Genomic DNA, 24309 nt, shown 5'->3' on the forward strand with positions numbered 1-24309 from the left:
ATGTCCGACGTACAAAAACGCATTCACGATACCGTTACTTCCAATCCGGTCGTCCTTTTCATGAAGGGTGATGCCCGCTTCCCGCAATGCGGCTTCTCCGCCACCGTCGTGCAGATTCTCAAGGTCTGCGGCGTCGAGGACTTCGTCACGGTCAACGTGCTCGCCGACGAGGAAATCCGCAACGGCGTCAAGGAATATGCCAACTGGCCGACCATTCCGCAGCTCTACATCAAGGGTGAATTCGTCGGCGGCTGCGACATCGCCAAGGAGATGTACCAGGCCGGCGAACTGCAGAAATTGCTGGAAGGCATTGCCAAGGCCTGAGTTTTTCGTTTGCCCAAAGACAAAGCCCGCCATCGGCGGGCTTTGTCTTTTCAGCTCTTGCGGCTGATCCGGCCGAGAATCGCTTCCGGGATGTTTTTCAGGGGTAAAACCTTGTCGACCGCCCCGAGCTTGACCGCTTCCTTCGGCATGCCGTAAACGACGCAGCTGTCTTCATCCTGGCCGATCGTCCAGGCCCCGGCGTCGTGCATTTCCTTGAGCCCCTTGGCGCCATCGTCGCCCATGCCGGTCATGATGATGCCGACCGCATTCCTGCCGGCAAAACGGGCCGCCGAGCGGAACAGCACATCGACCGACGGGCAGTGCCGGCTGACCGGGGGGCCGTCGACGACATCGACCACGTACTGGGCGCCGCTGCGCTTGAGCAGCATGTGCTTGCCGCCCGGCGCGATCAGGGCGCGTCCGGCCATCACCCGGTCGCCGTGCGCGGCTTCCTTGACCTCGATCTGGCACAGGCCGTTCAGCCGCTGCGCGAAGGCGGCCGTGAATTTTTCCGGCATGTGCTGGACGACGACGATGCCGGGGCAGACGCGGGGCAAGGCGGTCAGTACGACTTCCAGTGCTTGCGTGCCACCGGTCGAGGTGCCGATCGCGACGATGCTCTCGGTGGTCTGCGCCATGGCCTGATTCTGGCCGTTGGCGGCGAGGATCACGTCGGCGGACAGCTTCGGGGCGCTTGCCGTGAGTGGTGTGAGCGGCCGGGCCGGGCCGAGGCGCTTGATATTCGCCTTCGCGGCGGCCTTGATGGCATGGATCAGTTCGCCGGCGCTTTCGATCAGGAACTGGCGCAGCGCCGTCTTCGGCTTGGTAACGATGGTGAACGCACCGGCGGCGAGAACCTGCATGGCCGTCTCCGAGCCGCGCTCGGTCAGCGTTGAGCAGATGACGACCGGGGTCGGGCGGGTCGCCATGATCTTCTTCAAAAAGGTCACCCCATCCATGCGCGGCATTTCGACATCGAGGACGATGACGTCGGGCCAGGCCTTCTGCATTCTCTCGAGCGCGAAGATCGGATCCGGTGCGGTGGCGATGACCTCGATCCCGGTGTCTTCGGCCAGGCTGGCCGAGAGTACCTGGCGGACAACGGCCGAATCATCGACGATCATTACCTTGATTGCTGACATGCTTTGTTTCCTGAGAGTTTGTTTTTTTCGGGGACGATGGTCGAGTGTCGGAGATGGACGTGGCCGCTCCAGACATCGAACAGCAGGTTGCGATGGCCGTAGCCTTCGACATGCGATGCGACGCAGGTCAGGCAGTGGTTTTTCAACAGGGCCAGGGCGGCTTCGACATTTTTCTGGCCAATGTGGCGATCATTGCGCCGGGTCAGTTCGGGAAACATGTTGCCGCCGCCGAAGATGCGCAGGCGGAAGGCGGTCGGATTGAGTCCGCTGGCCCGGATTTCGTCGAGCATCATCTGCAACGCCTCGTCGGCATAGCGTCCGTCCGGACCACTGCCGCTACGACAGCCGCGGCTTGGCAGCATGAAGTGGCACATGCTGCCGACCAGTTCCTGCGGATGCCAGAAAACCAGCGAGACGCAGGAACCAAGGACAGTGCGCAGGCGCGTGTAGCGATCACCGAAATAATGTTCGCCGGGCTGCAGGAAGATTTCGATGACGCCGTCGGGCTTACGCATCGGGCTTGCGGTAGATCGATGGACGTACTGTTTTCAGCGCGTCGGTGATGCCGTTCAGGTTTTCCGAATGGCTGATCATGAAATAGCCGCCGGGGCGGAGCAGCGGCAGGATGCGTTCGATGACCCGGCGCTTGGTTTCGATGTCGAAATAGATCATCACGTTGCGCAGGAATATGACGTCGAACACACCCAGTTTGGGCAGCGCATTGTTCAGGTTGATCTGGCGAAAGCTGATGCGCCCGCGCAAGTTCGGGTGGATCAGTACGCTGCCTTCGTGCTGGCCGATGCCTTTCAGGCAGTGCTTGTGCAACAGCGCGCGCGGAATGCCCGAGCAGTCGGCCAGCGGATAAAGACCGCCTTCTGCTTCCTGCAGGACGCGGCTGCTGAGATCGGAAGCAACAATTTCCCAGGGGCGCTGGCCGAGTACATCGGAGAGCACCATGGCAATCGTGTAAGGCTCTTCGCCACTCGAGCAGGCGCCGCTCCAGACGCGGAACGGGCCGCGTCCGATGGCCTCGGGCAGGATTTGCTCGCGCAGGAAGTCGAAATGTTTCGGCTCGCGGAAAAAATAGGTTTCGTTGGTCGTCAGCAGGTCGATGGTGACCTGCAACTCCTGCCGGTCACTTTGTACCAGGCGGAAATACTCGATATAGCTGGAGATTTCGAGCTGACGCAGGCGCTTTGACAAACGTCCGGCAACCAGTGGCTTTTTGGCATCGCTCAGGCTGATGCCAGCGTGCTCGTAGATCAGCTTGCGAAACAGCTGGAACTCGTTGTCGCCGAGTCCCAATCCACTGTTGACCGGAGGTCTGTTGCTTGCCTGCACCATGTTCATGCCCCGGATCAGCCGACCAGCGAGACCGGCTCTTGCCGCTCGGACAGCGAAGAGAGCATGGACAGCTCGTCGACCGACAGCACCTGGCCCATATCGAGCAGGATGACAAAGCGACCGGCGATCTTGCCCATGCCGGAGATGAAATCAGCCCGGATGCGGGCGCCGAAGGCCGGCGGCGGCTCGATTTCGGAGGGCGGAATCTCGAGCACTTCGCTGACTGTATCGACGACGATACCGATCACCTGATGCTCGTCTCCGGCCCCGAGTTCGATGATGACGATGCAGGTACGCCGCGTCACTTCGGTGGCCGGTGCGCCGAAGCGCGCCTTCAGGTCGATGACCGGGACGACCGCGCCGCGCAGGTTGATGACGCCGCGGATGCTGGGCGGCATCATCGGTACGGCGGTGATCTGGCCGTATTCGATGATTTCCTTGACGCTCAGCGTCTCGACTGCAAACATTTCGCCACCCAGCGTGAAGGTCAGGTACTGGCGCGGTTCGGCTGTCTGGCCGGAATGCGAAGGAGGGACAAGTGCGTTCATGGCATTACCCCTCGAACTGGACGAATTCGGCGTGCGAGAAAGCCCGGGATTTGGCCTTGTTCTTCGCCATTGCCGGGGCCGTGGTGTGCTGGGTACGGCTGGACGAGTCGTGGCGCTTGCCGTTATCGACCCGGAAGAAGGCCATGAGCTGCGACAGGCTTTCGGCCTGCGAACTCATTTCCTCGGCGGTGGCGGCGAGCTCTTCCGAGGACGACGCATTCTGCTGCGTGGTCTGGCTCAGCTGGGTCATGGCGGCATTGATCTGGCCGACGCCGGCATTCTGTTCGTCGGAAGCCGAGGAGATTTCCTGGACCAGGTCGGAGGTCTTGGTGATGCTCGGGACAATTTCGTCGAGCAGGGCGCCGGCACGTTCGGCCAGGGCGACGCTATTCTTCGCCGTTTCACTGATTTCCTGCGCGGCGATCTGACTGCGTTCGGCCAGCTTGCGGACTTCGGCGGCAACCACGGCGAAACCCTTGCCATGCTCGCCGGCCCGGGCCGCTTCGATGGCGGCGTTCAAGGCCAGCAGATTGGTCTGATAGGCAATGTCATCGACGATGCCGATCTTGTCGGCAATGCTCTTCATCGCCGCCGTCGTGGCACGTACGGCTTCGCCACCTTCGATGGCTTCCTTGGCGGCCTTGCTCGCCATGCCATCAGTAAGTCTGGCATTGTCGCTGTTCTGGGTCACCGAAGCGGCCATTTCCTCCATCGAGGCCGAGGTTTCCTCGACCGAGGCGGCCTGTTCCGAGGACGATTGCGACAGGCTTTGTGCCGTGGCTGAGACCTCTTCCGAGGCGCTGGACAGCGATTCTGCCGTGCCGCGCACTTCGGCAATGGTTGCGGACAGGCGCTCGGCCATGTCGCGCAGGCTGAACAGCATGCTGTCGTTATCGCCCGGCTTGGTGTCGACGCGTACCGTCATGTCGCCTTCGGCCATGGCCTTGATGATTTCGGCGGCATAAGCCGGCTCGCCACCCAGTTGCTGCATCAGGCTGCGGGTAATGACGAAGCCGATCAGGCTGACCGCAACGAGCGTTACCAGACCGGTGATGATGGCAACCCAGCGGGCACTCGATTCGGTTGTTGCGGCGTCATCGGCTGCCTTCTTGCCGAGTTCGGCGTTGTACTGGCGATGGTCTTCGAAGGCATCCCACATGCGGGCCATCAGGGGCTGATTGGCCATCATCAAGTCGCGGGCTTCTTCGATCTTGTTGGTGTTGGACAACAGCAGGATCTTTTCCCGCAATTGATCGTACTCGTTCATCGTGGCCCGATCAGCTGCCAGCAGGCTCTTGTCCTTGTCGTCGCTGAGCAGTCCTTCATAGATTTTTAAAGCCTCGTCCACTTTCTTCCGATTGGTTACGATGCGTTCTTCGAGCACAGTCTTGGCCTTGTCGTCTGCGGCCACGATGTGTTGCCAAACCTGGGTCCGCATGGCGGCCATCGGCGAGAACGCCTGGTCCAGAGTCAGGATGCTGGGGATGGTGTTGATGTTGCCGTAATTGGCGGAGTTATAGACCCGGTTCATCTGGGTCAGTCCGAGGACAGCAAGGAGAATGATGCCGAATGCTGCGGACAGCACGAGGAAGATCATTTTTTTTGTGACGGTCATGATGGGCTCTCTAGGGAAGTCATCTGCCGTGCCAGCCGGCGCTGGCGGACGGAAGACTTTGAAAGTGGATTAGGTGGCGTTGCGTGCGTCAGCCTTCGAAGCTGATGAAGCCGGGACTGGACTGGCTGCGGGCGCTGAGGCCGGGCCGTTTGCTGCGACTCGGCTGGCGCGGCTTTTCATGCGCTGTTTCGGTGCTGTCGCCAACCCGGAAAAATTGCATCAGTTGCTGCAACTGCTCGGCCTGGCCGCTCATTTCTTCCGAGGTGGCGGCCAGTTCTTCCGAGGCCGAGGCGTTCTGCTGCGTTGCTTCGCTCAACTGGACGATGGCACCATTGATCTGCGAAGCGCCGGTGTTCTGTTCATCGGATGCCGAGGCAATTTCCTGAACCAGGTCGGAGGTCTTGGCAATGCTCGGGACGATTTCGTCGAGCAAGGCGCCGGCCCGTTCTGCCAGGTGCACACTGTTTTTCGCGGTTTCACTGATTTCCTGCGCGGCGACCTGGCTGCGCTCGGCCAGCTTGCGGACTTCGGCGGCCACCACGGCAAAGCCCTTGCCATGCTCGCCGGCGCGCGCCGCTTCGATGGCCGCATTCAAGGCGAGCAGATTGGTCTGATAGGCGATGTCGTCGATGATGCCGATCTTGTCGGCTATGCTCTTCATCGCGGCCACCGTGCTCCTGACCGCCTCGCCGCCTTCGCCGGCTTCCTTCGAGGCCTTGCTGGCCATGCCGTCGGTCAGCTTGGCGTTGTCGCTGTTCTGGCTGATCGACGAGGTCATTTCTTCCATCGCCGCCGAGGTTTCCTCGACGCTGGCGGCCTGCTCGCTCGCCGATTGCGACAGGCTCTGGGCGGTGGCGCTGACCTCTTCCGCCGAGCCGGAGAGCGAGTTGGCTGCGTCGCGCACTTCGCCGATGATTTCGGCCAGCTTCTGCTGGGTCTGATTCACCGAGTTCTTCAGTTCGAGCAGGCTGCCCTGGTAATTGCCGGCGATGTTGCGCGTCAGATCGCCGCTTTCCATGGCTTGCATGACGCCCATCGCTTCGTTGAGCGGTTGCACGATGGCATCGAGCGTGCCGTTGATGCCGTCGATGATGCGGAAGAAATCGCCGCGGTGGCGACCGGCGTCGGCGCGTACGTCAAGTTGTCCGGCGCGGGCGGCCTGGGCCAGCATCTGGGTGTCGGCGATCAGCGCCTTGATATTGGTGCGAACCTGCTCGACGGTGTCGTTGATGAAGGCTTTCTTGCCCGGGAACTGTTCGAGCGGCGCGTCGCAATTGCCTTCGCCGAATTCCCTGATGCAGGCCATCGCCTTTTTCTTGACGGCGATATGGCCGCCAACCATGTCATTGACGCCCTGTGCCATGATCTGGAAGTCACCCTTGAACTTGCCGGTGTCGATCTGGACGTCGATGTCGCCATTGTTGTGCTCGGCGCTCATGTGGCGCATGTCGGCGATGAAGTCCTGCAGGTTGCGGCGCATCTGCTCGATGGTGTCGTTGATGAAAGCCTTCTTGCCCGGGAACTGTTCGAGCGGTGCCGAGAAGTTGCCTTCGCCGAATTCCTTGATGCAGGCCATGGCTTTTTTCTTGACGGCGATATGGCCGGTCACCATGTCATTGACGCCCTGCGCCATGACCTGGAAATCGCCCTTGAATTTGCTGCTATCGATCAGGACGTCGATGTCGCCCTTGTCGTGCTCTGTACTCATGTGGTGCATGTCGGCGATGAAACTCTGCAGGGTGCCGCTCATGTCGCGGATGGCGGCCATCAGACTGCTTGTGTCGCCGGTGCGAAGTTCGATCTGGGTACTCAGGTCGCCGGCCGCTACGCGACGAGCGATGGTCGTGGCCTGATCAGGTTCGCCTCCGAGCTGGCGCAACAGGTTGCGGGTAATCAGGAGGCCGATGATGCTGAGTGCCCCCAACGTCAGGACCAAGACGCCTGACAGCATCATGACGGCTGTTTGTTCCGTGGCGGCGGCGGCGGCGGCCCCGGTTTTTGCCAGCTCGACGTTGTATTGCATATGTTCGTCGAAGGCCGCATTGATTCTCTGCGACAGGGCGGCAGTCGCATTGAGCTGGGCTTTCGCTTGCTCCGTCTTGCCGCTTTCGGTCAGGACCGTGAACTGTTGCAGGCTGGCCTCATATTCGGCAAGCGCTGCCTTGTCGGCGGCGAGCAGGGAGCGGTCTTTTTCATCCGAGAGGAGGCTTTCGTATTCCTTCAAGGTGGCGAATATCTGATCGCGGTTGGCTTTTCCCTTTTCATGCTCGTAGTTGCGCTCGCCTTCGGTTTCCGCCATGCGCTGGCGATAGATACGCACACGCCAGCGGCCGAATTGTTCGACGGCCTGACTCAGGGTCAGGATGCTTGGGACACTGTTTTCATTGCCGTAATTGGCGGAGGAGAAAACCTGCTTGGTCTGATAGATGGCGATGCCGGCCAGAAGCAGGGCGCCGAGGATGCCGGATAAAACGAGCAGGGCCATTTTTTTGCTGACGCTCATGGTGCTTACTCCTTGGTAGCGATGCATTGTTCCTGGGCGATAGCCGGAACATGCTGGTTTGCTGTGGTGGTCAGTTTGATCAGACCGGGAATGTCGAGGATGAGAGCGACTTCGCCGCTCCCCAGAATGGTCGAACCGCCGATGCCGCGGATCTGGCTGAAGACCTTGCCCAGCGGTTTGATGACGGTCTGGAATTCGCCCATCAGACGATCGACGACGAGCCCGGCGCGTTGTCCGGCGTACTGGACGACGACCACGTTCTCGCGTCCCGGTGCCGGGGCGGCGACTTCGAATTGCTCGCGCAAGCGGATGAAGGGCAGCACGCTACCGCGCAGGTTGAGGTAATCCGGGGGCTGTTCTTCGCTGAGGGGCGGTGTCGGCAACTCGATACATTCGACCACCATGTCGAGCGGCAGCACATAGGACGCTGCTCCGACGCCGACCATGAAGCCGTCGATGATCGCCAGGGTGAGCGGCAGGCGGATACGCACCGTGGTGCCGACGCCCTCGATGCTTTCAATGTCTACCGTGCCGCGCAGAGCCTGGATGTTGCGCTTGACGACGTCCATGCCGACACCGCGCCCGGAGAGCTTGCTGACCTGTTCGGCCGTTGAGAAGCCGGGCTCGAAGACAAGATTGAATATTTCCTTGTCGGACAGTGTCTGGTTCTCGCCAACCAGGCCTCGCTCGATCGCTTTTTGCAGGATGCGCTCTTTCTTCAGTCCGCCGCCATCGTCGCTGACTTCGATGACGATGCTGCCCGACTCGTGAAAGGCATTGAGGCGCAATTGTCCTTTCGCCGGCTTGCCACGGGCGCGGCGGACATCGGCCGCCTCGATGCCGTGGTCCATCGAGTTGCGGACGATGTGGGTCAGCGGGTCGCCGATCTTTTCGACGACGGTCTTGTCGAGCTCGGTGTCGCCGCCGCGGATGTCGAGCTCGATATCCTTGCCGATTTCCTTGGCGACATCGCGTACGACGCGCCGGAAACGGTTGAAGGTGGCGCCGATCTGGACCATGCGCAGGGTCAGGGCCGAGTCGCGGACGTCCTCGACCAGGCGCGAAACCTGTGCCGTTGCTTCAGTGAGTTCGGGGGCCTTGAATTTCCGGGCGACCATGCTGGCGCCGGCGCCGGCGATGATCAGTTCGCCGACCAGGTCGATCAACTGGTCGAGCTTGGCGGCATCGACCCGGATCAGGCTGGATTCGGAATTTCTGACTTCCTTGCATTGCGGATCGGCAGCTTCGCCGATCGGGGTGTCGTTCTGGCTGGTCTCGACTCCGGTTTCCTGCGTATCGAGGCGGGCGACTTCATCGGACGTCAGGCTGCCCAGCGCCAGCAGGATCTCGTGCATGTCCGGGTCCTTGCTCAGGGCGGCAACCATGTTGCGATATTCGGCCAGCGGCGCGTGCGGGGGGATCAAGTGGATCAGGCAGTCGTCGCGGATGAAATCGAAGGCGCCATCGATTTCGGTTGGGGGGCTGGTGCTGCTCAGTGCCAGTTCGAAACCCAGGTAGCAGGCTTCCGGATCGATTTCGGCGAGCATCGGGACGGCATCCGTGATGCTGCGGATGGCGGCGATTTCGCCCAATGTTGCCAGATAGCGCAGGATGGACACGGGGTCCATCCCCTGGCGCAGCACATCCGGGCCGAAACGCAGGGAAACATGCCAGTTGGCACTACTGACCCCCGCTCCGGCTGTACCACTCGCCTGCACGGCATTTCCCGCAGAGACGGCGGCAGTGGCAGTGGTTCCGAGATAGGTTTCGAGGCTGGCAACCAGCGTCTGGCCAATGGCGTTGACGGAGGCGTCGGGCGTTTTGTGCGCAGCCAGCAGTTCGATCAATTGCCCCATGTAGTCGCCCGCCTTGAGTAACAAGGCGCCGAGTACCTCATCTAACCTGATCTCGTTGTTGCGGACGCGATCGAGTACGCTTTCGGCGACGTGAGTGAAGGCGACAATGTGGTCGAGTCCGAACAGGCCGGCGCTACCCTTGATGGTGTGGGCGGCACGGAAAATGGCATTGATCGTTTCCGGGTCGTTTGGCCGGTTCTCCATGTCGAGCAGCGCTTCTTCCATCTGCTGCAGGAGTTCTCGGCTTTCGGCAATGAAGGTCTGCAGGGCGTCGTCGAGATCCATGCTCATGGCTGTTCCCCTTGGCCGAGGTTTTGCATGTTCACGTTCAGGGACTGCATCAGCTGGGCAAAGTCGAGCAGGGCGCGAACGACCGAGCTGCACTGGCCGAATTGCAACTGACGTCCTTCCCCGGCGGCCTGGCGCTGTACCGCCAGCAAGAGTTGCAGACCGGCGCTGTCGATTTCGCTGACTTCGGCAAGTTCGAGCTGGATGTCGTCATTGCCGGTCATTTCATTGACCAGCTTGTCCCGCCATTCGCTGGCGGTGTATATGGTCAGCTCGCCGTTGATGAAAATTTGGCGGCCGCTCTGGGCAGACTCGTTCATGGTGTCTTCTCCGTGGGGCGGGATGATCAGGGCAGGATCAGCTTGCCGACCGCGGCAAGCATCTGGGCCGGCTGGAAAGGCTTGACCACCCAGGCTTTCGCCCCGGCCGCCTGACCGGCCTGTTTCTTGGTGTCGCCGGCTTCCGTGGTAAGCATGATCACCGGCGTGAATTTGTAGGCCGGCAATTGCTTGCTTTCCTTGACGAAGGTGATGCCGTCCATGTTCGGCATGTTCACGTCGCTGATGATCAGGTGGATCTTGCGACCGTCGAGTTTCTTCAGGCCGTCGACGCCGTCACAGGCTTCGATGACGTCGTAACCGGCGCCCTTGAGGGAAATGCTGACGACCTGGCGCAGCGAGGCGGAGTCATCGACGATAAGAATGGTTTTTGCCATGGGATTTCTCCGTATTTCAGAAAAAGGTGATTTCGTCGGCAGCGGCGGGCTTGGCGCCGCTGTGCTGGAGTTGATGCTGTTCGGGGGTGGTGAATTTTTCGGCCATCTCGGCCAGCCATGCCGCGCTGTCGACTTCGCCGGCAGGGTGGCCGGCGGCTGCCGCGCGTGCCGCATCATGTACGCGCTCTTCGAGGCGGCGCAGATCGGTGCGGACATGGTCGAGCACCTGGCCGACGCGGTCCTGGAATTGCAGGGCGACCAGGACTTCACCGATTTCCTGGCCGATATGCTCACCCTCGCGGGTCAGCGTATTCGAGTTGGCCACCAGCACATCAGCCGCATCGCGAAAACGTGCCACGACATCGCCGATATGCTGGCCGGAGTTGCTGAGCAGCTTGAGTTCCTGCTCGGCGTACTGCTGCGAGGTATCAAGCGTGGTGCTGATGCTGTGATTCACGATGGCAACCGTTTCGGCGATTTTGCGACCGGTATCGCCAGACAGGGATGACAGCTTGCGGACTTCATCGGCAACGACCGCAAAGCCGCGTCCGGCCTCGCCTGCCCGGGCGGCTTCGATGGCCGCGTTGAGGGCCAGCAGATTGGTCTGCTTGGCAATTTCGCCGACACCGCGGGCCATCGATTCGAGTTGGCTGGTCATGCCGGACAATTCGCGCATCTGCTGCAGCAGGATGTCCTTGTTGGCCAGCGTGCCCTGCAGGTCGGAGATGATGCCGTTGAGTTCGGCCTCGCTGCTGGCCAGCAGACTGACCATGTCGACGCCGGCGTCCGAACGCACCGCGCTGACCGTACTCTGGATGCGCCCGGAAAGATCGGCAAAGCGATTGCTCAGGGCGGTGATCGATTCCTCGGTCTGGGCATGCACGATATCGATCTGGCTGGCCCACAGCGGCAGCACCTGCGTGCACAAGTGATCAAGGCCTTGCAGGCGTCGGGTTGCCGCCGTATCGAGTGCTTCTTGCGTCGCGGCCGTGGCTTGCTCAGACCAGGTGCGCCGGGCCGATTTTTCGCCGTGTCGCAGCCAGAACAGGCCGATAGTCGCAGCCAGCAGAATCGCGCCGACGCTGAGCAGCATGCTGCCGGAAAAGCCATCGCGCAGAACGCTGCTCAGGCAGCCGGCCAGCGTCGGCAAGGCGAGGGAAAACGTCATCGCCCGGGTCAGTGATGGCACTGTCTTGTCGCTCATGCTTTTCTCCGATGGTTTTGGCGCCCCTGGATAAAAGCGCGGATCAAACGTTGCAGTTCATCTTGGGCGGGCGGCTTGCCGAGCAGGATGAACTCGCTCGGCAATTGCCGGCGCAGCTCGGCCATTGCGGCGTGATCGGGGGCAAGGGCAATGAGCAGGGTGCCGGCGAGAAGGGAGGTGCCTGACGCACGATCGTGCTGCTGCAGGCTCACGGCATCGAGGGTGTCGAGATTGGCGATCAGGACATCCGGCGTTTTTTCGCCGAGGCTGAGCAGACTTTCGAAGGCCGTTGCCGAAAGCTGGATCTTGCTGTTCGGGAAAGCGGCGAGCAGTGCTTCGCCGAGATACTCGCGTTCGCTCTGCGCGGTTTCAATGATCAGGATGGAAAGTGCTTCTCCCGTTCCCTGGTCGGCCGCCATTTTCTGCTGCTCGACGATCAGGGCAAGTGAACTGCGCAGGATGCGGCGGTGCCCGCCCGGGGTTTTCCAGGCTTGCAGCATGCCGTTTTCGACCCACAGCTGGGCGGCGCGTACGCTGATGCCGAGTATCTTGGCGGCTTCGCTGGTGGAGCAGGTGGCAGGAATGGCAGGTTTGTTTGTCATGGTTTCGTTTGTCAGTTTTGATCATATTAACAGATTTATTGAATTTAACAATAGGATAGCGTTTTTACAGTTGTTAATACTTTTGTTGGCTGTAAACGCAGAAAGCGCCTTGCTGGAAGGCGCTTTCGCATGGGAGGAATTTCAGGGGAGCGCTTTTAGCGCCTGATGATTTCTGATCGGACCTGGATCAATCCTGATCGCAAGCGGCACAACGCGCTTGGAAAAAGCGTGGGCCAAGGCAATCCGAAGGCATGTTTACGCAAGGCCATAAAGGAAAAGCCCGCCAATTGGCGGGCTTTCTGCAGTCTGTTGGCGGCCGCCGGGCGGCCTGGCGATCAGACCTCTTCGACCTGGAAGTCGATGTTCGGGCCGTCGGCAACCACTTCCTTGACGGCGCAGTGCACGATGCTTTCGAGCACTGCGGCTTTCTGCTCGGCCGTGAAGCCTTCCGGGAAGCGTACTTCGGTCTTGAACTTGGCCAGGGTCAGCGGGCCGCCGGGGCCGGCGAAGGGCTTGCAGTTGATCTCGATGCCGGCGGCGGAAATGCCGAGGCCCTTGCAGGCCTTCTTGGCAAACACGGCGGCGCAGGCGGCGAGCGAGGCGTAGAAGGCTTCCAGCGGATTCATCAGCGAGCCGTCGAGGGCATAGTCGGCCTCGTACTTGCTGGTGGTGACCTTGATGCGCGGGGTGCTGTCGACAACGGTGGCGTACATGCTGATCTTCCTTGATGTTGGTTTTCTGGTTTTGACGGGTGATCTGGCGATCACTACATATCAATATAATAAACCGCTAATATGTTTGGCGCAAAAAAAGACCGTCGGTACTCACCGGCGGTCTTTGTCCTTGCTGGCGGAAAATCAGGCCAGACGGGCGCGGGCGCGGGCGATGGCGGCCCGGACCTGGTTCGGTGCGGTGCCGCCGATATGGTTGCGCGAGGCGAGCGAGCCCTCGACGGTCAACACTGCAAAAACGTCGTTTTCCACTTGCGGGCAGAAAGCGCGCAGTTCTTCCAGGCTCAGTTGCGGCAGGTCGACGCCTTTCTGTTCGGCGGCCTTGACGGCGTGGCCGACCGCTTCGTGCGCGTCGCGGAAGGGCAGGCCCTTCTTGACCAGGTAGTCGGCGAGGTCGGTGGCGGTGGCGAAGCCCTGGGTCAGCGCGGCTTTCATGTTGTCGGCGCGCACCGTGATGCCGCCGGCCATGTCGGCGAAGATGCGCAGCGTGTCGGTGACGGTGTCGACGGCGTCGAACAGCGGCTCTTTATCTTCCTGGTTGTCCTTGTTGTAGGCCAGCGGCTGCGACTTCATCAGGGTCAGCAGCGACATCAGCTGGCCATAGACGCGACCGGTCTTGCCACGGGCCAGTTCCGGCACGTCCGGATTCTTCTTCTGCGGCATGATCGACGAGCCGGTGCAGAAGCGGTCGGCGATCTGGATGAAGCCGACGCGCGGGCTCATCCACATCACCAGTTCTTCCGACAGGCGGCTGATGTGCATCATCAGCAGGGCGCAGGCCGAGGTGAATTCGATGGCGAAATCGCGATCCGAGACGGCGTCCAGCGAATTTTCGCAGACACCCTCGAAGCCGAGCTGTTCGGCGACATATTCGCGGTCGATCGGGTAGGTCGTACCGGCCAGCGCGGCGGCACCGAGCGGCAGGCGGGCAACGCGCTTGCGGCAGTCGGCGTAGCGCTCGGCATCGCGGCCGAACATCTCGAAATAGGCCAGCATGTGGTGGCCGAAAGTCACCGGTTGCGCGACCTGCAGGTGCGTGAAGCCGGGCATCGGCGTTGCTGCTTCCTTCTCGGCCAGATCGACCAGGGCCGAGCGGAAGGCCTTGATCAGGACCAGGATGTCGTCGATCGAATCGCGCAGGTAGAGGCGAATGTCGGTGGCCACCTGGTCGTTGCGCGAACGGCCGGTATGCAGGCGCTTGCCGGCATCGCCAACGAGCGCGGTGAGGCGCTTTTCGATATTCAGATGCACGTCTTCGAGGTCGAGCGACCATTCGAACTTGCCCGATTCGATTTCCTCGGTGACGATCGCCATGCCGCGCTCGATGTCGGCCAGGTCGGCCGCGGCGATGATGCCCTGCTTGGCGAGCATGCGGGCGTGCGCCAGCGAGCCGCGGATGTCCTGACGCCACATGCGCTGGTCGAAGTCGACGGAAGCGGTATAACGTTTGACGAGATCGGAAACCGGTTCGGAGAAACGGCCGGCCCAGGTGTATTGCGTGGCGTTGGAAGTCATGTCTTTGGTCTAGAATCGGGAAATCAGGCGCAAATTGCACAGAGAATGACAAGTATACGGCACTTTCCCGCGACTCACCCCCTGCCCGACTGGCGCAATTTCGGGGTCATGTTGCGCGTGCTGCTCGGCATCAATGGCCTGGCGCTGCTCGCCGCGCTCGTCATGGCCACCGATATCGCCGGCTGGCCGGGGCGTTTTATCGAACTGACGGCGGCCGTCGAGCCCTTGCTGCTGATCGGCCTGGCTTCGCTTGCCTTCCTGCGTGATGTGCTGTGGCGCCTGCCGCTACGGCTCGGGCAGTTTCTCGTTTTGGCCCTGGTCGGCGGGTTGACCGGTGGGCTGTTCATTTACTGGCAGTCATTGATGCTCAGCGAAGGCGGCAGTCCGGGCCGCGCCATCCTGCTTGCGCTGGCCGCCACGGCGCTGTTGCTGCTCTATTTCGAACTGCGTGCCCGCGCCTTTTCACCGGCGCAGAGCGAAGCCCGCCTGGCGGCGCTGAATGCACGCATCCGGCCGCATTTCCTGTTCAATTCCCTGAATGCGGTGCTGTCGTTAATTCGTGCCCGGCCGCAACAGGCCGAGGCGGCGCTCGAGTCGCTGTCTGACCTGTTTCGCGCCGCGATGCGTGATCCCGGCGAACTGGTCAGCCTGGCCGACGAGATTGCGCTCGGCAAGCAATACCTCGAACTCGAATACCTGCGCCTGGGCGAGCGCCTGGCGGTCGACTGGCAAATCGGGGCGGTTTCCCTGGATTTGCCGATTCCGCCGCTGATGCTGCAGCCCTTGCTGGAAAATGCCGTCTATCACGGCATCGAGCCGGCGCCGGAAGGCGGCACGGTACGCATAGGGCTGGAGCAGCGCGGTGACGAACTGCACATCAGCATTGCCAACCCGACCGTCGGTCAGACTGCGCATGCCGCCGGCAACCACATGGCGCTGGCCAATATCCGCGAACGCCTGGCCTTGTATTACGATCTCGAGGCCCGTCTCGAAATCGAGGTCGGCGATCATCGCTACGAGGTTCGCATCGTCCTGCCATGCCGTCAAAAAATCCGCTGAAAATCCTCATCGTCGACGACGAGCCGCTGGCCCGCGCCCGCCTGCGCGAGCTGCTCGGCGACATCGCCGGGCAGTTGCCGAGCCAGGTGGTCGGCGAAGCGGTCAACGGCCTCGCTGCCCTCGATTTCCTGCGCGAGAACCCGGTCGACGTGGTGCTCGCCGACATCCGCATGCCGGGCATGGACGGCATCGAGCTGGCCGGCCATCTCGGCGCCCTGGCCAAACCGCCGGCGATCATCTTCACCACCGCCTACGACAATTACGCGGTGCAGGCCTTCGATCTCAATGCCGTCGATTACCTGCTCAAGCCGGTGCGCGCGCAGCGCCTGCTCACCGCGCTGCACAAGGTCGCCGCCGCGCCGCCGCTCAACCCCGAATTGCTCGGCAGCATCGGCCAGGCCGTGCGCGGCGGCGGGCGTACCCATCTCGCCTGCCAGGAGCGCGGCCGCCTGCTGCTGGTGCCGGTTGCCGAAGTGCTCTACTTCAAGGCCGATCTGAAATACGTCACGGCGCGCACGGTCGAGCGTGAATATCTGCTCGACGAGGCGCTGACCCATCTCGAAACCGAATACGCCGAGCGTTTCATCCGCCTGCACCGCGCCGTGCTGGTTGCCCGTTCGGCCCTGGCCGGTTTTGAAAAGGCGGCCGGCGACGATGCCGAAGCCTACGGCTGGGCCTTGTTGCGCGGCGTCCCGGAAAAGCTGCCGGTCAGCCGCCGGCAATGGGCGCCGGCCAAGGCGCTGGTCAAGAGCGCCTGATCACACTTAAGGAAAGCGACCGCCTGCCATGCTCCCGATTTGTCCCCATTGCGGCCATGCCCGCACCGCCAATGCCGAGGTGCCCGACTGGCAGTGTCCGGCTTGTGGCAGGGCCTACGTCAAGGTCGACGCGCATCTGTCTCCGGCTGAGCGGCGCCAGTACGGCCGCATCGAGGTGCCGGAAAGCGGTGGCGGCGGCAAATGGCTGTTGTTGCTGCTGGTTTTCGGCGCCTTGCTGTGGTTTACCCGTCCGCTCTGGCAGGCGCGGGTCAAGCCGCCGGAGATGATCGCGGCCATCGGCCAACCCGCGGTGCATCTCTACGCGACCGACTGGTGCGGCTACTGCAAGGCGAGTCGCGAATTTTTCCGCGCCAACGGCATCCGCTATACCGAACATGACATCGAAAAAAGCTCGGAGGCGCTCAGTGCCCACCAGAAACTGGGCGGCAATGGCGTGCCGCTGATCGTGGTCGGCGACGACGTGGTCAACGGCTACAACGAAGACCGCCTGCGCCAGTTGCTGCAGCCCTGGATCAAGGGCTGAGCGCCGGCGGCACCTGACGGTGAACCGCTGAAAACAGGCGATTTTCGGTGGTTTACCGCTGGCCGGCAGGAGGTGCGATGCTACCCCTTGGGTGACAGGGCGGGCCGGCCCGTTGGCGATCCCGGATTAACTTGTTGTAAAGCAATTTTTTCCCCATGCTTCGGTCGCATAATATCCCTCCCCTGATGACTGGCTGGATCTTCTGCATCATGCAAAGCGCAAACTCCCTGTTCTCGCTGTGTCTCGCTGTTTCCCTGCTTTTCTCCGGACCGCTGGCCGCCGGCGAATTGCAGGCCAGTTCGGCCGACCAGCCGATCCACGATGCGGCGCGTGCCGGCTCGGGCCAGGCGGTCAGCGCCCTGCTCAAAGCCCAGCCGGCCAGCCGCGACGCGCGCACCGCGGTGGGCTCGACGCCCCTGCACCTGGCGGCGACCAATCCCGACCTCAGCGCGATCAAGGCGCTGATCGCCGCCGGCGCCGACTGCAATGCGCGCGATCTCGACGGCCTGACCCCGTTGCACATGGCGGCCTATACGCAGAATGCGCGTCAGGCCCAGTTGCTGCTCGAATGCGGCGCCGACCCCTATGCCAAGACCAATGCCGGGCGCGATCCGACCTCGATGGCGCGCAAGACGATGTCGAACGAAGTGGCCGGCGTGATTTCGCTGTGGCTGCTCAAAGGCTGCGTTGCCGGCAAGCCGTGCTGAGATGAACATGCTGCAACGACTTTGCCTTGTCTTGTGCCTGCTCGCCGCGCAGTCGGTGTTCGCCGCCGATCCGGTCGACCGTCCGGAAATCGAGATTTTCATGCCTTCACCCTGCCTGGCCTGCATCGACTGGGGCGCCTACCTGGCCGACAACGGTTTCCGCGTGAGCTACAAGGAGACGGCCGACATGGCCGCGGTCAAGAAGCGCTGGCGCGTGCCGGCGGCGTTGCAATCGACGCATACGGCGGTGATCGCCGGCTATTTCGTCGAAGGCCACGCGCATGCCGAGGATATCCAGGAACTATTGCGCGAGCGCCCCAAGGCGCGCGGCATCACAGTGCCGGGTTGGCCGCGCGGCGCGCCCGGGCGCGAGCTGTCGAACCCGACCTGCGAAACGGCATGCACGACGCTGGACAACACCGGCGGCGAGCGCGAAGTGCGCCGCGAGCTCTACGAAACCCTGCTCGTCAAGCCGGATGGCTCAACCCGCACCTGGGCCCGGCACTAGCCGGCGCTACAGACCGAGTTCGCCGAACATTGCCGTCGCCCAGCGTCGGTCTTCATCCTCGGCCTGCGCGAAGTGGGTCTGCTTGACCGTCTGCTGGATCAGGCCGTCGGCGCGGAAGCGGAAGTCGGTGTCGATGCGGCTGATCTCGAGCGGGCTGACCCGGCGCACGACATAGCAACTGCTTGACGGCAGGCTCTGGCCCGGCGCCAGGCCGGCGGCCCGCGCCGCGATTTCCTGTGCTGCGATGGCGCCCTGGCGCGCCGCGATCTGGCCGGTCTTCGGGTAGAAGCCGAACAGCGGCGAAGCCTTGTCCACCATGTCGCCGACCAGGAAGACGCGCTCGTCGCCGGGGATGTGCAGGTGCACCGGGTCCTGTGCCGCCCAGCCGCTCGTCTTGCCGTCCTTGCCCGGAGCGACCAGGCCGGCTTGCCAGGCAATGTCGGCCGCCTGCTGCGGCGGCGCGAGGATGGCGTCGGCGAAGTCGATGGTCTCGAAATCGGTGGTCAGGCGTTTTTGGTAGGGGTCGAGCGTATTGATCCGCGCCTGCGGGAAATAGCTGATCTGCTCGCTGTAACTGTCGCGGAAGACGCGGTCGAAGGCGAGCGCTGGCTGGTTCGGGTCGAGCACCAGCAGGCGGCCCTTGATGCGCTTTTCCTTGAGCCACCAGGCAAGCATCACGGCGCGCTCGTAAGGCGCCGGCGGGCAGCGGTAGGGCATGGGCGGGATGGTCATCACCAGGTCGCCGCCCGTGAAGTTTTGCAGGCGCGCCTTGAGGCGCAGCAGTTCGTCGCCGCCGGTGAAGGCCGAACCGAAATGCTGGCGGGTATGGCTGGCGGCGGCAGCATCGGCGCCGAACCAGCTCGTGAAATCCTCGCGGATGCCGGCGGCGAGCACCAGCCAGTCGTAGTCGAGCGTCTCGGTGCGGGTGACGACCTGGCGCCGCTCGCGCTCGATGGCGATCACCTCGGCCTGCAGGAAGCGATAGCCGTGGCGGCTGGCGGCGGCCGCGTAGTCGTAGACCAGCGGCTCATTGCCGGCGAGGCCGACCAGCCAGCGGTTGGAAAGCGGTAGCGAGCGGAACTCGGCGTTGCGCTCGACCATGACGACTTCGAGCGCCGGCACCAGTTGGCGCAATTGCCGGGCTGCGGCGAGGCCGCCCCAGCCGCCGCCGACGATGAGTACGCGCCCGGAGCTGGCGCGCGCCAGCGGCGTTGCCGCCAGCGCGGCAAGACCAAGGCCGGCTTTGAGAAGCTGACGCCGCTGCACGCTTAGCCGAGGGCGCGGGTGACCACTTCGAGCACGTCGCGTGACAGGCCGGCGTGGTCGCGGATGTGCTCGAGCGCGGCGCGGGCGTGCGTCTGGCGGCCGGCGTCGAACTTGGTCCAGCGATCGAAACAGCGCGCCAGGCGCGAGGCGACCTGCGGGTTGCGGTCGTGCAGGACGAGCACCTGGTCGGCGATGAAGGCATAGCCGCTACCGTCGGCCGCGTTGAAGCGCACGAGATTGGCGCCGAAAGCGCGGATCAGCGAATAGATCTTGTTCGGGTTGCCGATCTCGAAGGCCGGATGCGCGGTCAGCGCCTTGACGGTGGCCAGCGTGTCGGGGCGGCGGCTGGTCGATTGCGCCTGCAGCCACTTGTCGACGACCAGCGCTTCGTCTTTCCACCTGGCGTAGAAGTCGGCGAGCGCCTGTTCGCGTTGCGGGCAGTCGGCGGCATTGACGTTGGCCAGCGCGGCGAGTGCGGCGAACTGGTCGGTCATGTTGTCGGCCGTCCTGAACTGTTGCAAGGCGAGTTGGCGTACGGACAGGGTGTCGAGTTCAAGCAAATAGGAAAGACAGAGATTGCGCAGGGCACGGCGGCCGGCCTGCTCACTGCTCGGCGCGTAGGCTTCCTGGACGGTCAACCCGGCGTAGAGGCCCGAAAACTCGCCTTCGAGCTGTTCGGCGAGATGCCGGCGCAGGCCGTTGCGGGCGGCGTGCAGGGCATCCGGATCGACGACCGTCATCAGTTCGGCGAGCGTTGTTTCGCCGGGCAGGGTCAAGGCTTCGGCGACGAAGGCGGCGCCACGGCTGGCTTGCGTCTGCAGCAGCTTGCGCGCGGCATCGACGAAGCTGGCCGGCCAGAGCGGTTTCTGACCGGCGGCGATGGCCGCGGCGGCGTCGAGGATCAACTGCGTCGCCAGGCGCTGGCCGGCTTCCCAGGCATTGAACGGGTCGGACTCATGCGCCAGCAGCACGGTGAGCTGTTCCGGCGTGTAGTCGAAATCGAGATAGACCGGCGCCGAGAAGTCGCGCAGCAGCGACGGCACCGGCTCGGCGGCAATATCATTGAAGACGAAGGACTGCGTCGTCGCCGTGAGTTGCAGCAGGCGTTCGCTGCCCGGCAGCAGGCTGCCGTCCTCGCCGAACAGGGCGACCCGGATCGGGATCAGGTAAGGCGCATCATCGCTGGCGCGCGGGTTGGCCTGCGTGCAGGTCAGCGTGTAGGTCTTGCTTTCGGCATCAAAAAAGCCGTCGACCGTGACGCGCGGCGTGCCCGGCTGGCGGTACCAGCGCATGAATTGCGTGAAGTCGAAGCCGGAGGCGGCGGCCATCGCTGCGACGAAATCCTCGCAGGTCACGGCCTGGCCGTCGTGGCGGCGGAAGTATTCGTCCATGCCGGCGCGGAAGCCATCGCGACCGATCAGCGTCTGGATCATGCGGATGACTTCGGCGCCTTTTTCATAGACGGTCGCCGTGTAGAAATTGTTGATTTCGACGAAGCTCTCGGGCCGGATCGGGTGCGCCATCGGGCCGGCGTCTTCCGGGAACTGCCCGGCGCGCAGGCCGCGCACCTCGCGAATGCGGGCGGTCTGGCGGTTGTGCAGGTCGGCGCCGAATTCCTGGTCGCGGAAAACCGTCAAGCCTTCCTTGAGCGACAGCTGGAACCAGTCGCGGCAGGTGACGCGGTTGCCGGTCCAGTTGTGGAAATACTCGTGCGCGACGACGCGGTCGATGTTCTCGAAATCGACGTCGGTGGCGACATCGCTGCGCGCCAGCACGTACTTGGTGTTGAAGATGTTGAGGCCCTTGTTCTCCATCGCGCCCATGTTGAAGTCGCCGACGGCGACGATCATGTAATGGTCGAGATCGCATTCGAGGCCGAAACGTTCTTCGTCCCACTGCATCGATTTCTTGAGCGCTTCCATCGCGTGCGGACACTGGTCGAGCTTGCCTGGCTCGACGTAGATGGCGAGCTGCACGCTGCGGCCGGAAGTCGTCTGGAAAGTGTCGAACAGGCCGTCGAGCTTGCCGGCGACGAGCGCGAACAGGTAGGCGGGCTTCCTGAACGGATCGGCCCATTTCGCCCAGTGGCGACCGTCGGCCTCCTCGCCGCTGGCCACCGGATTGCCGTTGGCGAGCAGGATCGGGTAAGTCGCCTGGTCGGCGTGCAGCGTGGCCGTGTAGGTGGACATCACGTCCGGGCGGTCGAGGAACCAGGTGATGCGGCGGAAACCCTGCGCCTCGCATTGCGTGAAATAACCGTCCTTGGAACGGTACATGCCGGAAAGGCGGGTGTTGCCGTCGGGCTTGATGCGCACGACCGTCTGCAGCGTGAAGCTGGCCGGCAGATCAGTAATGGTCAAGGTGCTGGCCGTCGCGGAAAACGGCACTTCGGCGCCGTCGACCGTCACGGCGATGGTTTCCAGTTCTTCGCCATCAAGCACCAGCGGCTGCACGGCAACGGCCGGATTGCGGCGCATGGCCAGCGTGGCGGTGACGACGGTGCTGCCGGTTTCGATGCTGAAATCGAGGTCGACCGTGTCGACCAGGTAAGCGGGCGGGGTGTAGTCCTTGAGATAGACGGTCTGCGGGGTATCGGTTTTCATGGTTTGACGCTGCGGGGGACAAGAACGCCCGATGATACGTCAAGCCGCCGCTGCCTGCCCCAATGCAAAACGCCCCGGCCGGAGGGACGGGGCGTTTGTTCAGGCAAGAGCGGACGGGGGCTCAGTCGTGACCATGACCTTTGCCATGGCCGTGGTCGCCACCACCGCGCCGGTCGTCACGACGGTCCTCGCGGAAATCACGGCGATCGTCGCGTCGGTCTTCCCGGTAATCGCGGCGATCATCCCGGCGCTCATGGCGATACTCCTGGCGGCTATGGCCATGCTGTTCGCGGTAGCGCGGTGCGTATTCGTTGCTGTACCAGTCGTCACGCACGAAATAGACGCGCTCGCCGCAGGCCCGGTAACGCCCGCAATACTTGCCCCAGTGATTGGCATGGCCGGGCGGCACGCGCAGGTAAAGCGGCGGACGCCCCACAGGCACCCGCTGGATCATCACCGGCTGCGGGAAGAGCAGGGCCGGCTCCGGGAAACCGCCGATATCGATACGGCCATAGAAGCCGGGTTGGCCAATGCTGACCGAAACCTGGGCGGTGGCGGGGGCGCTGAAGACCGCGGCGCCAAGGGTAAGAGCCAGAAGCAGACGTTTCATTTTGTTTTCCTTATGGGGTGATGCCCGATTAACGCGGCAAGGCGGCGAGTTGCCGACAATGGGGTTGCAACAGATTGTAAGGGGGCAGGGGCTGCAATTGCAGTCTTGTGGCCGAAGGGGGAGGTGTTTCCCGGTTGTCTGCGATGCAAGAAGGAGTTCGTGTGGGGGGGGCTACTTCTGGTTTGTGCCCAAAGGCGACGGTCAGAGCTTTGGAAAGCGGTCGTTCAGGAACGTGCTAGGTGAGGGGCACGGAGCCGGCCTGCCGGCGTAGCGTCCCAGCGGCGTAGCCGCGCCTCGACCGTTGGGTTAGCCATCGTTCCTTCTCGGCTATTGAGGGCGGCAATTGAAGCGCGCATGCACTCCTCCACCACTCTCTGCGTATCCGATGCTATTCGGCACGAGATCGTATCCATGTGCACATAGGCCACGTGCGCGAGCTTCACTTGCGAATACCTTCTCTAGCGCCCCCGGGACATCAATTGAGAACCGAGCCAAATGTGACTGGGTTGTGAAAAGCGAATACTGAGTGGACGGCGTACCGTCTTTTAGTATGCGCCGGCTGATGGGATCTGTAGGCAGGACGTTCACTTGAGGACCCGAACATGCCGAGAGGACCAAAAAGGCAAGGCTGGCGTAGTACATGCAGGCGCAACGCATGATGGCTAACGAATGAAAGGGACTTCCCCGTCCCGAACTAGCGGCGGAAGCCGCCGGCAGCAGTTGCTGCCATGATTAAGTTTCCAGACCAAATCATTCGTTCGAAAGGGGAAGTCCATGAATATTGTCACCGTAGGCATCGATCTCGCCAAGAATGTATTCGCTTTGCATGGTATTGACCAGAGCGGCAAGGCGGTTTTCATCAAGCCCAAGGTGGTTCGCGGCCAATTGCTCGAAATGGTCGCCCTGTTGCCGCCGTGCCTGATCGGCATGGAAGCCTGCTCCGGCGCACACTACTGGGCAAGAGAGTTCAGCCGCTTCGGCCACACCGTCAAGCTGATGGCACCGAAGTTCGTGGCGCCGTACCGGATGAGCGGCAAGCGTGGCAAGAACGACGCCGCCGATGCCGCCGCCATCTGCGAAGCCGTCACCCGGCCGAACATGCGCTTCGTCCCGGTCAAGGATGTCGATCAACAAGCCATCCTCTGCCTGCACCGCACCCGGCAAGGCTTCATTGAAGAACGCACGGCGCTCTATAACCGCCTGCGTGGCCTAATCAGCGAGTTCGGCATTGTTCTACCGCAGAAAGTCGAACGCCTGCGCCGGGAAATCGGTGCCCACCTTGAAGCACTCCCCGGCTGGGCCAACCGCTGCGTCGGCGATCTGCTCGTACACGCCGACCGCCTTAATGAACGCATCGACGAGTACGACAAAGCCATTGCCCAAGCTGCCAAACAAGACCAGCGCAGCCGGCGCCTGATGCAACTCCCTGGCATCGGCCCGACCACAGCCAGCGCCCTGGTTGCCAGCCTGGGTGGTGGTCATGATTTCAAGAACGGTCGGCAACTCGCCGCTTGGGCCGGACTCGTTCCCGGCCAATACAGCAGTGGCGGCAAAGCCCGGCTGGGGCGGATCACTAAGGCCGGTGATGCCTACCTGCGCAGCCTGCTCGTCATGGGTGCCCGCGCCGTTCTCGCCGGCCTCGGAGAGAAGCAGGACCGGTTCAGTCGCTGGGCGAGAAGTCTGGTCGAACGACGGGGTTACTGGAAAGCGGCGGTCGCCATCGCCGCCAAGAACCTGCGACTGGCCTGGGCGGTCATGCACTACGGAGATGATTTCCGACTCATCGACGAGACCGCGTGAACAGCAAAAAGCGTCTATAGGAAAAAAGAAAGGAATCACCGGCTGGTCGCTGGCGGCCCAAGCCCAG

23 protein-coding genes are annotated in these 24309 nt (G+C 62.7%); 7 read left to right on the forward strand and 16 right to left on the reverse strand.

What is annotated here, in order from left to right; translation table 11 throughout:
- A complete protein-coding gene (gene grxD, locus KIG99_RS12725) occupies positions 1 to 324 on the forward strand; it encodes a Grx4 family monothiol glutaredoxin (RefSeq protein WP_226460495.1) in 324 nt (107 codons plus the stop codon).
- A gap of 50 nt (positions 325 to 374) precedes the next feature.
- On the opposite strand, the gene KIG99_RS12730 is transcribed toward grxD, so the two are convergent.
- The 13 genes from KIG99_RS12730 to argH form a co-directional block, all read right to left on the reverse strand.
- Positions 375 to 1466, reverse strand: a complete 1092-nt coding sequence (locus tag KIG99_RS12730; protein ID WP_226460496.1) for a protein-glutamate methylesterase/protein-glutamine glutaminase — start codon at positions 1464 to 1466, stop codon at positions 375 to 377.
- Positions 1448 to 1981, reverse strand: coding sequence for a chemotaxis protein CheD (locus tag KIG99_RS12735; RefSeq protein WP_226460497.1), 534 nt, complete (start codon positions 1979 to 1981; stop codon positions 1448 to 1450). Before KIG99_RS12735 ends, KIG99_RS12730 begins: the two co-directional genes overlap by 19 nt.
- Entirely contained in the window at positions 1974 to 2816 is an 843-nt protein-coding gene (locus KIG99_RS12740; protein WP_319002383.1) for a CheR family methyltransferase, read from the reverse strand. The genes KIG99_RS12735 and KIG99_RS12740 overlap by 8 nt, the downstream gene beginning before the upstream one ends.
- 8 nt (positions 2817 to 2824) lie before the next feature.
- The gene (locus tag KIG99_RS12745; protein ID WP_226460498.1) at positions 2825 to 3358 is read right to left on the reverse strand and encodes a chemotaxis protein CheW; all 534 of its coding nucleotides are present in this window, start codon (positions 3356 to 3358) and stop codon (positions 2825 to 2827) included.
- A gap of 4 nt (positions 3359 to 3362) precedes the next feature.
- On the reverse strand, positions 3363 to 4973 hold the full coding sequence (locus tag KIG99_RS12750) for a methyl-accepting chemotaxis protein (protein ID WP_226460499.1): 1611 nt from the start codon (positions 4971 to 4973) through the stop codon (positions 3363 to 3365).
- A gap of 88 nt (positions 4974 to 5061) precedes the next feature.
- Positions 5062 to 7476 carry a methyl-accepting chemotaxis protein gene (locus KIG99_RS12755; RefSeq protein WP_226460500.1) on the reverse strand — a complete coding sequence of 805 codons (2415 nt, stop codon included), beginning with the start codon at positions 7474 to 7476 and terminating at the stop codon, positions 5062 to 5064.
- 5 nt (positions 7477 to 7481) lie between these two features.
- Positions 7482 to 9623, reverse strand: coding sequence for a chemotaxis protein CheA (locus tag KIG99_RS12760; protein ID WP_226460501.1), 2142 nt, complete (start codon positions 9621 to 9623; stop codon positions 7482 to 7484).
- Complete coding sequence (locus KIG99_RS12765) at positions 9620 to 9940, reverse strand: STAS domain-containing protein (RefSeq protein WP_226460502.1); 321 nt, start codon at positions 9938 to 9940, stop codon at positions 9620 to 9622. The genes KIG99_RS12760 and KIG99_RS12765 overlap by 4 nt, the downstream gene beginning before the upstream one ends.
- A gap of 26 nt (positions 9941 to 9966) precedes the next feature.
- Complete coding sequence (locus KIG99_RS12770; RefSeq protein ID WP_226442335.1) at positions 9967 to 10335, reverse strand: response regulator; 369 nt, start codon at positions 10333 to 10335, stop codon at positions 9967 to 9969.
- 16 nt (positions 10336 to 10351) lie between these two features.
- Positions 10352 to 11539 (reverse strand): methyl-accepting chemotaxis protein, encoded by a 1188-nt coding sequence (locus KIG99_RS12775; protein WP_226460503.1) that lies wholly within the window; start codon positions 11537 to 11539, stop codon positions 10352 to 10354.
- Positions 11536 to 12141: a MerR family transcriptional regulator gene (locus tag KIG99_RS12780; protein ID WP_226460504.1), complete on the reverse strand. Its 606-nt coding sequence runs from the start codon at positions 12139 to 12141 to the stop codon at positions 11536 to 11538. Before KIG99_RS12780 ends, KIG99_RS12775 begins: the two co-directional genes overlap by 4 nt.
- Positions 12142 to 12476: 335 nt before the next feature.
- Positions 12477 to 12854 carry an OsmC family protein gene (locus KIG99_RS12785; protein WP_226460505.1) on the reverse strand — a complete coding sequence of 126 codons (378 nt, stop codon included), beginning with the start codon at positions 12852 to 12854 and terminating at the stop codon, positions 12477 to 12479.
- Positions 12855 to 12998: 144 nt separating this feature from the next.
- Positions 12999 to 14387 carry an argininosuccinate lyase gene (gene argH / locus KIG99_RS12790; RefSeq protein WP_226460506.1) on the reverse strand — a complete coding sequence of 463 codons (1389 nt, stop codon included), beginning with the start codon at positions 14385 to 14387 and terminating at the stop codon, positions 12999 to 13001.
- A 45-nt stretch (positions 14388 to 14432) separates the two neighbouring features.
- Between argH and KIG99_RS12795 the strand changes: the two genes are divergently transcribed.
- From KIG99_RS12795 to KIG99_RS12815, 5 genes are all read left to right on the forward strand, one after another.
- Complete coding sequence (locus KIG99_RS12795; RefSeq protein WP_226460507.1) at positions 14433 to 15446, forward strand: sensor histidine kinase; 1014 nt, start codon at positions 14433 to 14435, stop codon at positions 15444 to 15446.
- Positions 15425 to 16204, forward strand: a complete 780-nt coding sequence (locus tag KIG99_RS12800; protein ID WP_226460508.1) for a LytR/AlgR family response regulator transcription factor — start codon at positions 15425 to 15427, stop codon at positions 16202 to 16204. The genes KIG99_RS12795 and KIG99_RS12800 overlap by 22 nt, the downstream gene beginning before the upstream one ends.
- A gap of 28 nt (positions 16205 to 16232) precedes the next feature.
- A complete protein-coding gene (locus KIG99_RS12805; RefSeq protein WP_226460509.1) occupies positions 16233 to 16748 on the forward strand; it encodes a glutaredoxin family protein in 516 nt (171 codons plus the stop codon).
- 209 nt (positions 16749 to 16957) lie between these two features.
- On the forward strand, positions 16958 to 17455 hold the full coding sequence (locus KIG99_RS12810) for an ankyrin repeat domain-containing protein (RefSeq protein WP_226460510.1): 498 nt from the start codon (positions 16958 to 16960) through the stop codon (positions 17453 to 17455).
- Positions 17456 to 17462: 7 nt separating this feature from the next.
- Positions 17463 to 17963 (forward strand): DUF411 domain-containing protein, encoded by a 501-nt coding sequence (locus KIG99_RS12815; protein WP_226460511.1) that lies wholly within the window; start codon positions 17463 to 17465, stop codon positions 17961 to 17963.
- Positions 17964 to 17969: 6 nt separating this feature from the next.
- Here KIG99_RS12815 and KIG99_RS12820 read toward each other — a convergent pair whose 3' ends face one another.
- The 3 genes from KIG99_RS12820 to KIG99_RS12830 form a co-directional block, all read right to left on the reverse strand.
- Positions 17970 to 19229 carry an NAD(P)/FAD-dependent oxidoreductase gene (locus KIG99_RS12820; protein WP_226460512.1) on the reverse strand — a complete coding sequence of 420 codons (1260 nt, stop codon included), beginning with the start codon at positions 19227 to 19229 and terminating at the stop codon, positions 17970 to 17972.
- A gap of 2 nt (positions 19230 to 19231) precedes the next feature.
- Positions 19232 to 21832: an aminopeptidase N gene (pepN, locus tag KIG99_RS12825; protein WP_226460513.1), complete on the reverse strand. Its 2601-nt coding sequence runs from the start codon at positions 21830 to 21832 to the stop codon at positions 19232 to 19234.
- Between the two features lie 121 nt (positions 21833 to 21953).
- A complete protein-coding gene (locus KIG99_RS12830; protein WP_226460514.1) occupies positions 21954 to 22442 on the reverse strand; it encodes a hypothetical protein in 489 nt (162 codons plus the stop codon).
- Positions 22443 to 23216: 774 nt separating this feature from the next.
- Here KIG99_RS12830 and KIG99_RS12835 point away from each other — a divergent pair.
- Complete coding sequence (locus tag KIG99_RS12835; RefSeq protein ID WP_226458972.1) at positions 23217 to 24242, forward strand: IS110 family RNA-guided transposase; 1026 nt, start codon at positions 23217 to 23219, stop codon at positions 24240 to 24242.
- Positions 24243 to 24309 lie beyond the last annotated feature (67 nt).

Origin of the sequence: Quatrionicoccus australiensis, from assembly GCF_020510425.1 — a bacterium.
GTDB classification, from domain to species: Bacteria; Pseudomonadota; Gammaproteobacteria; order Burkholderiales; family Rhodocyclaceae; genus Azonexus; species Azonexus australiensis_A.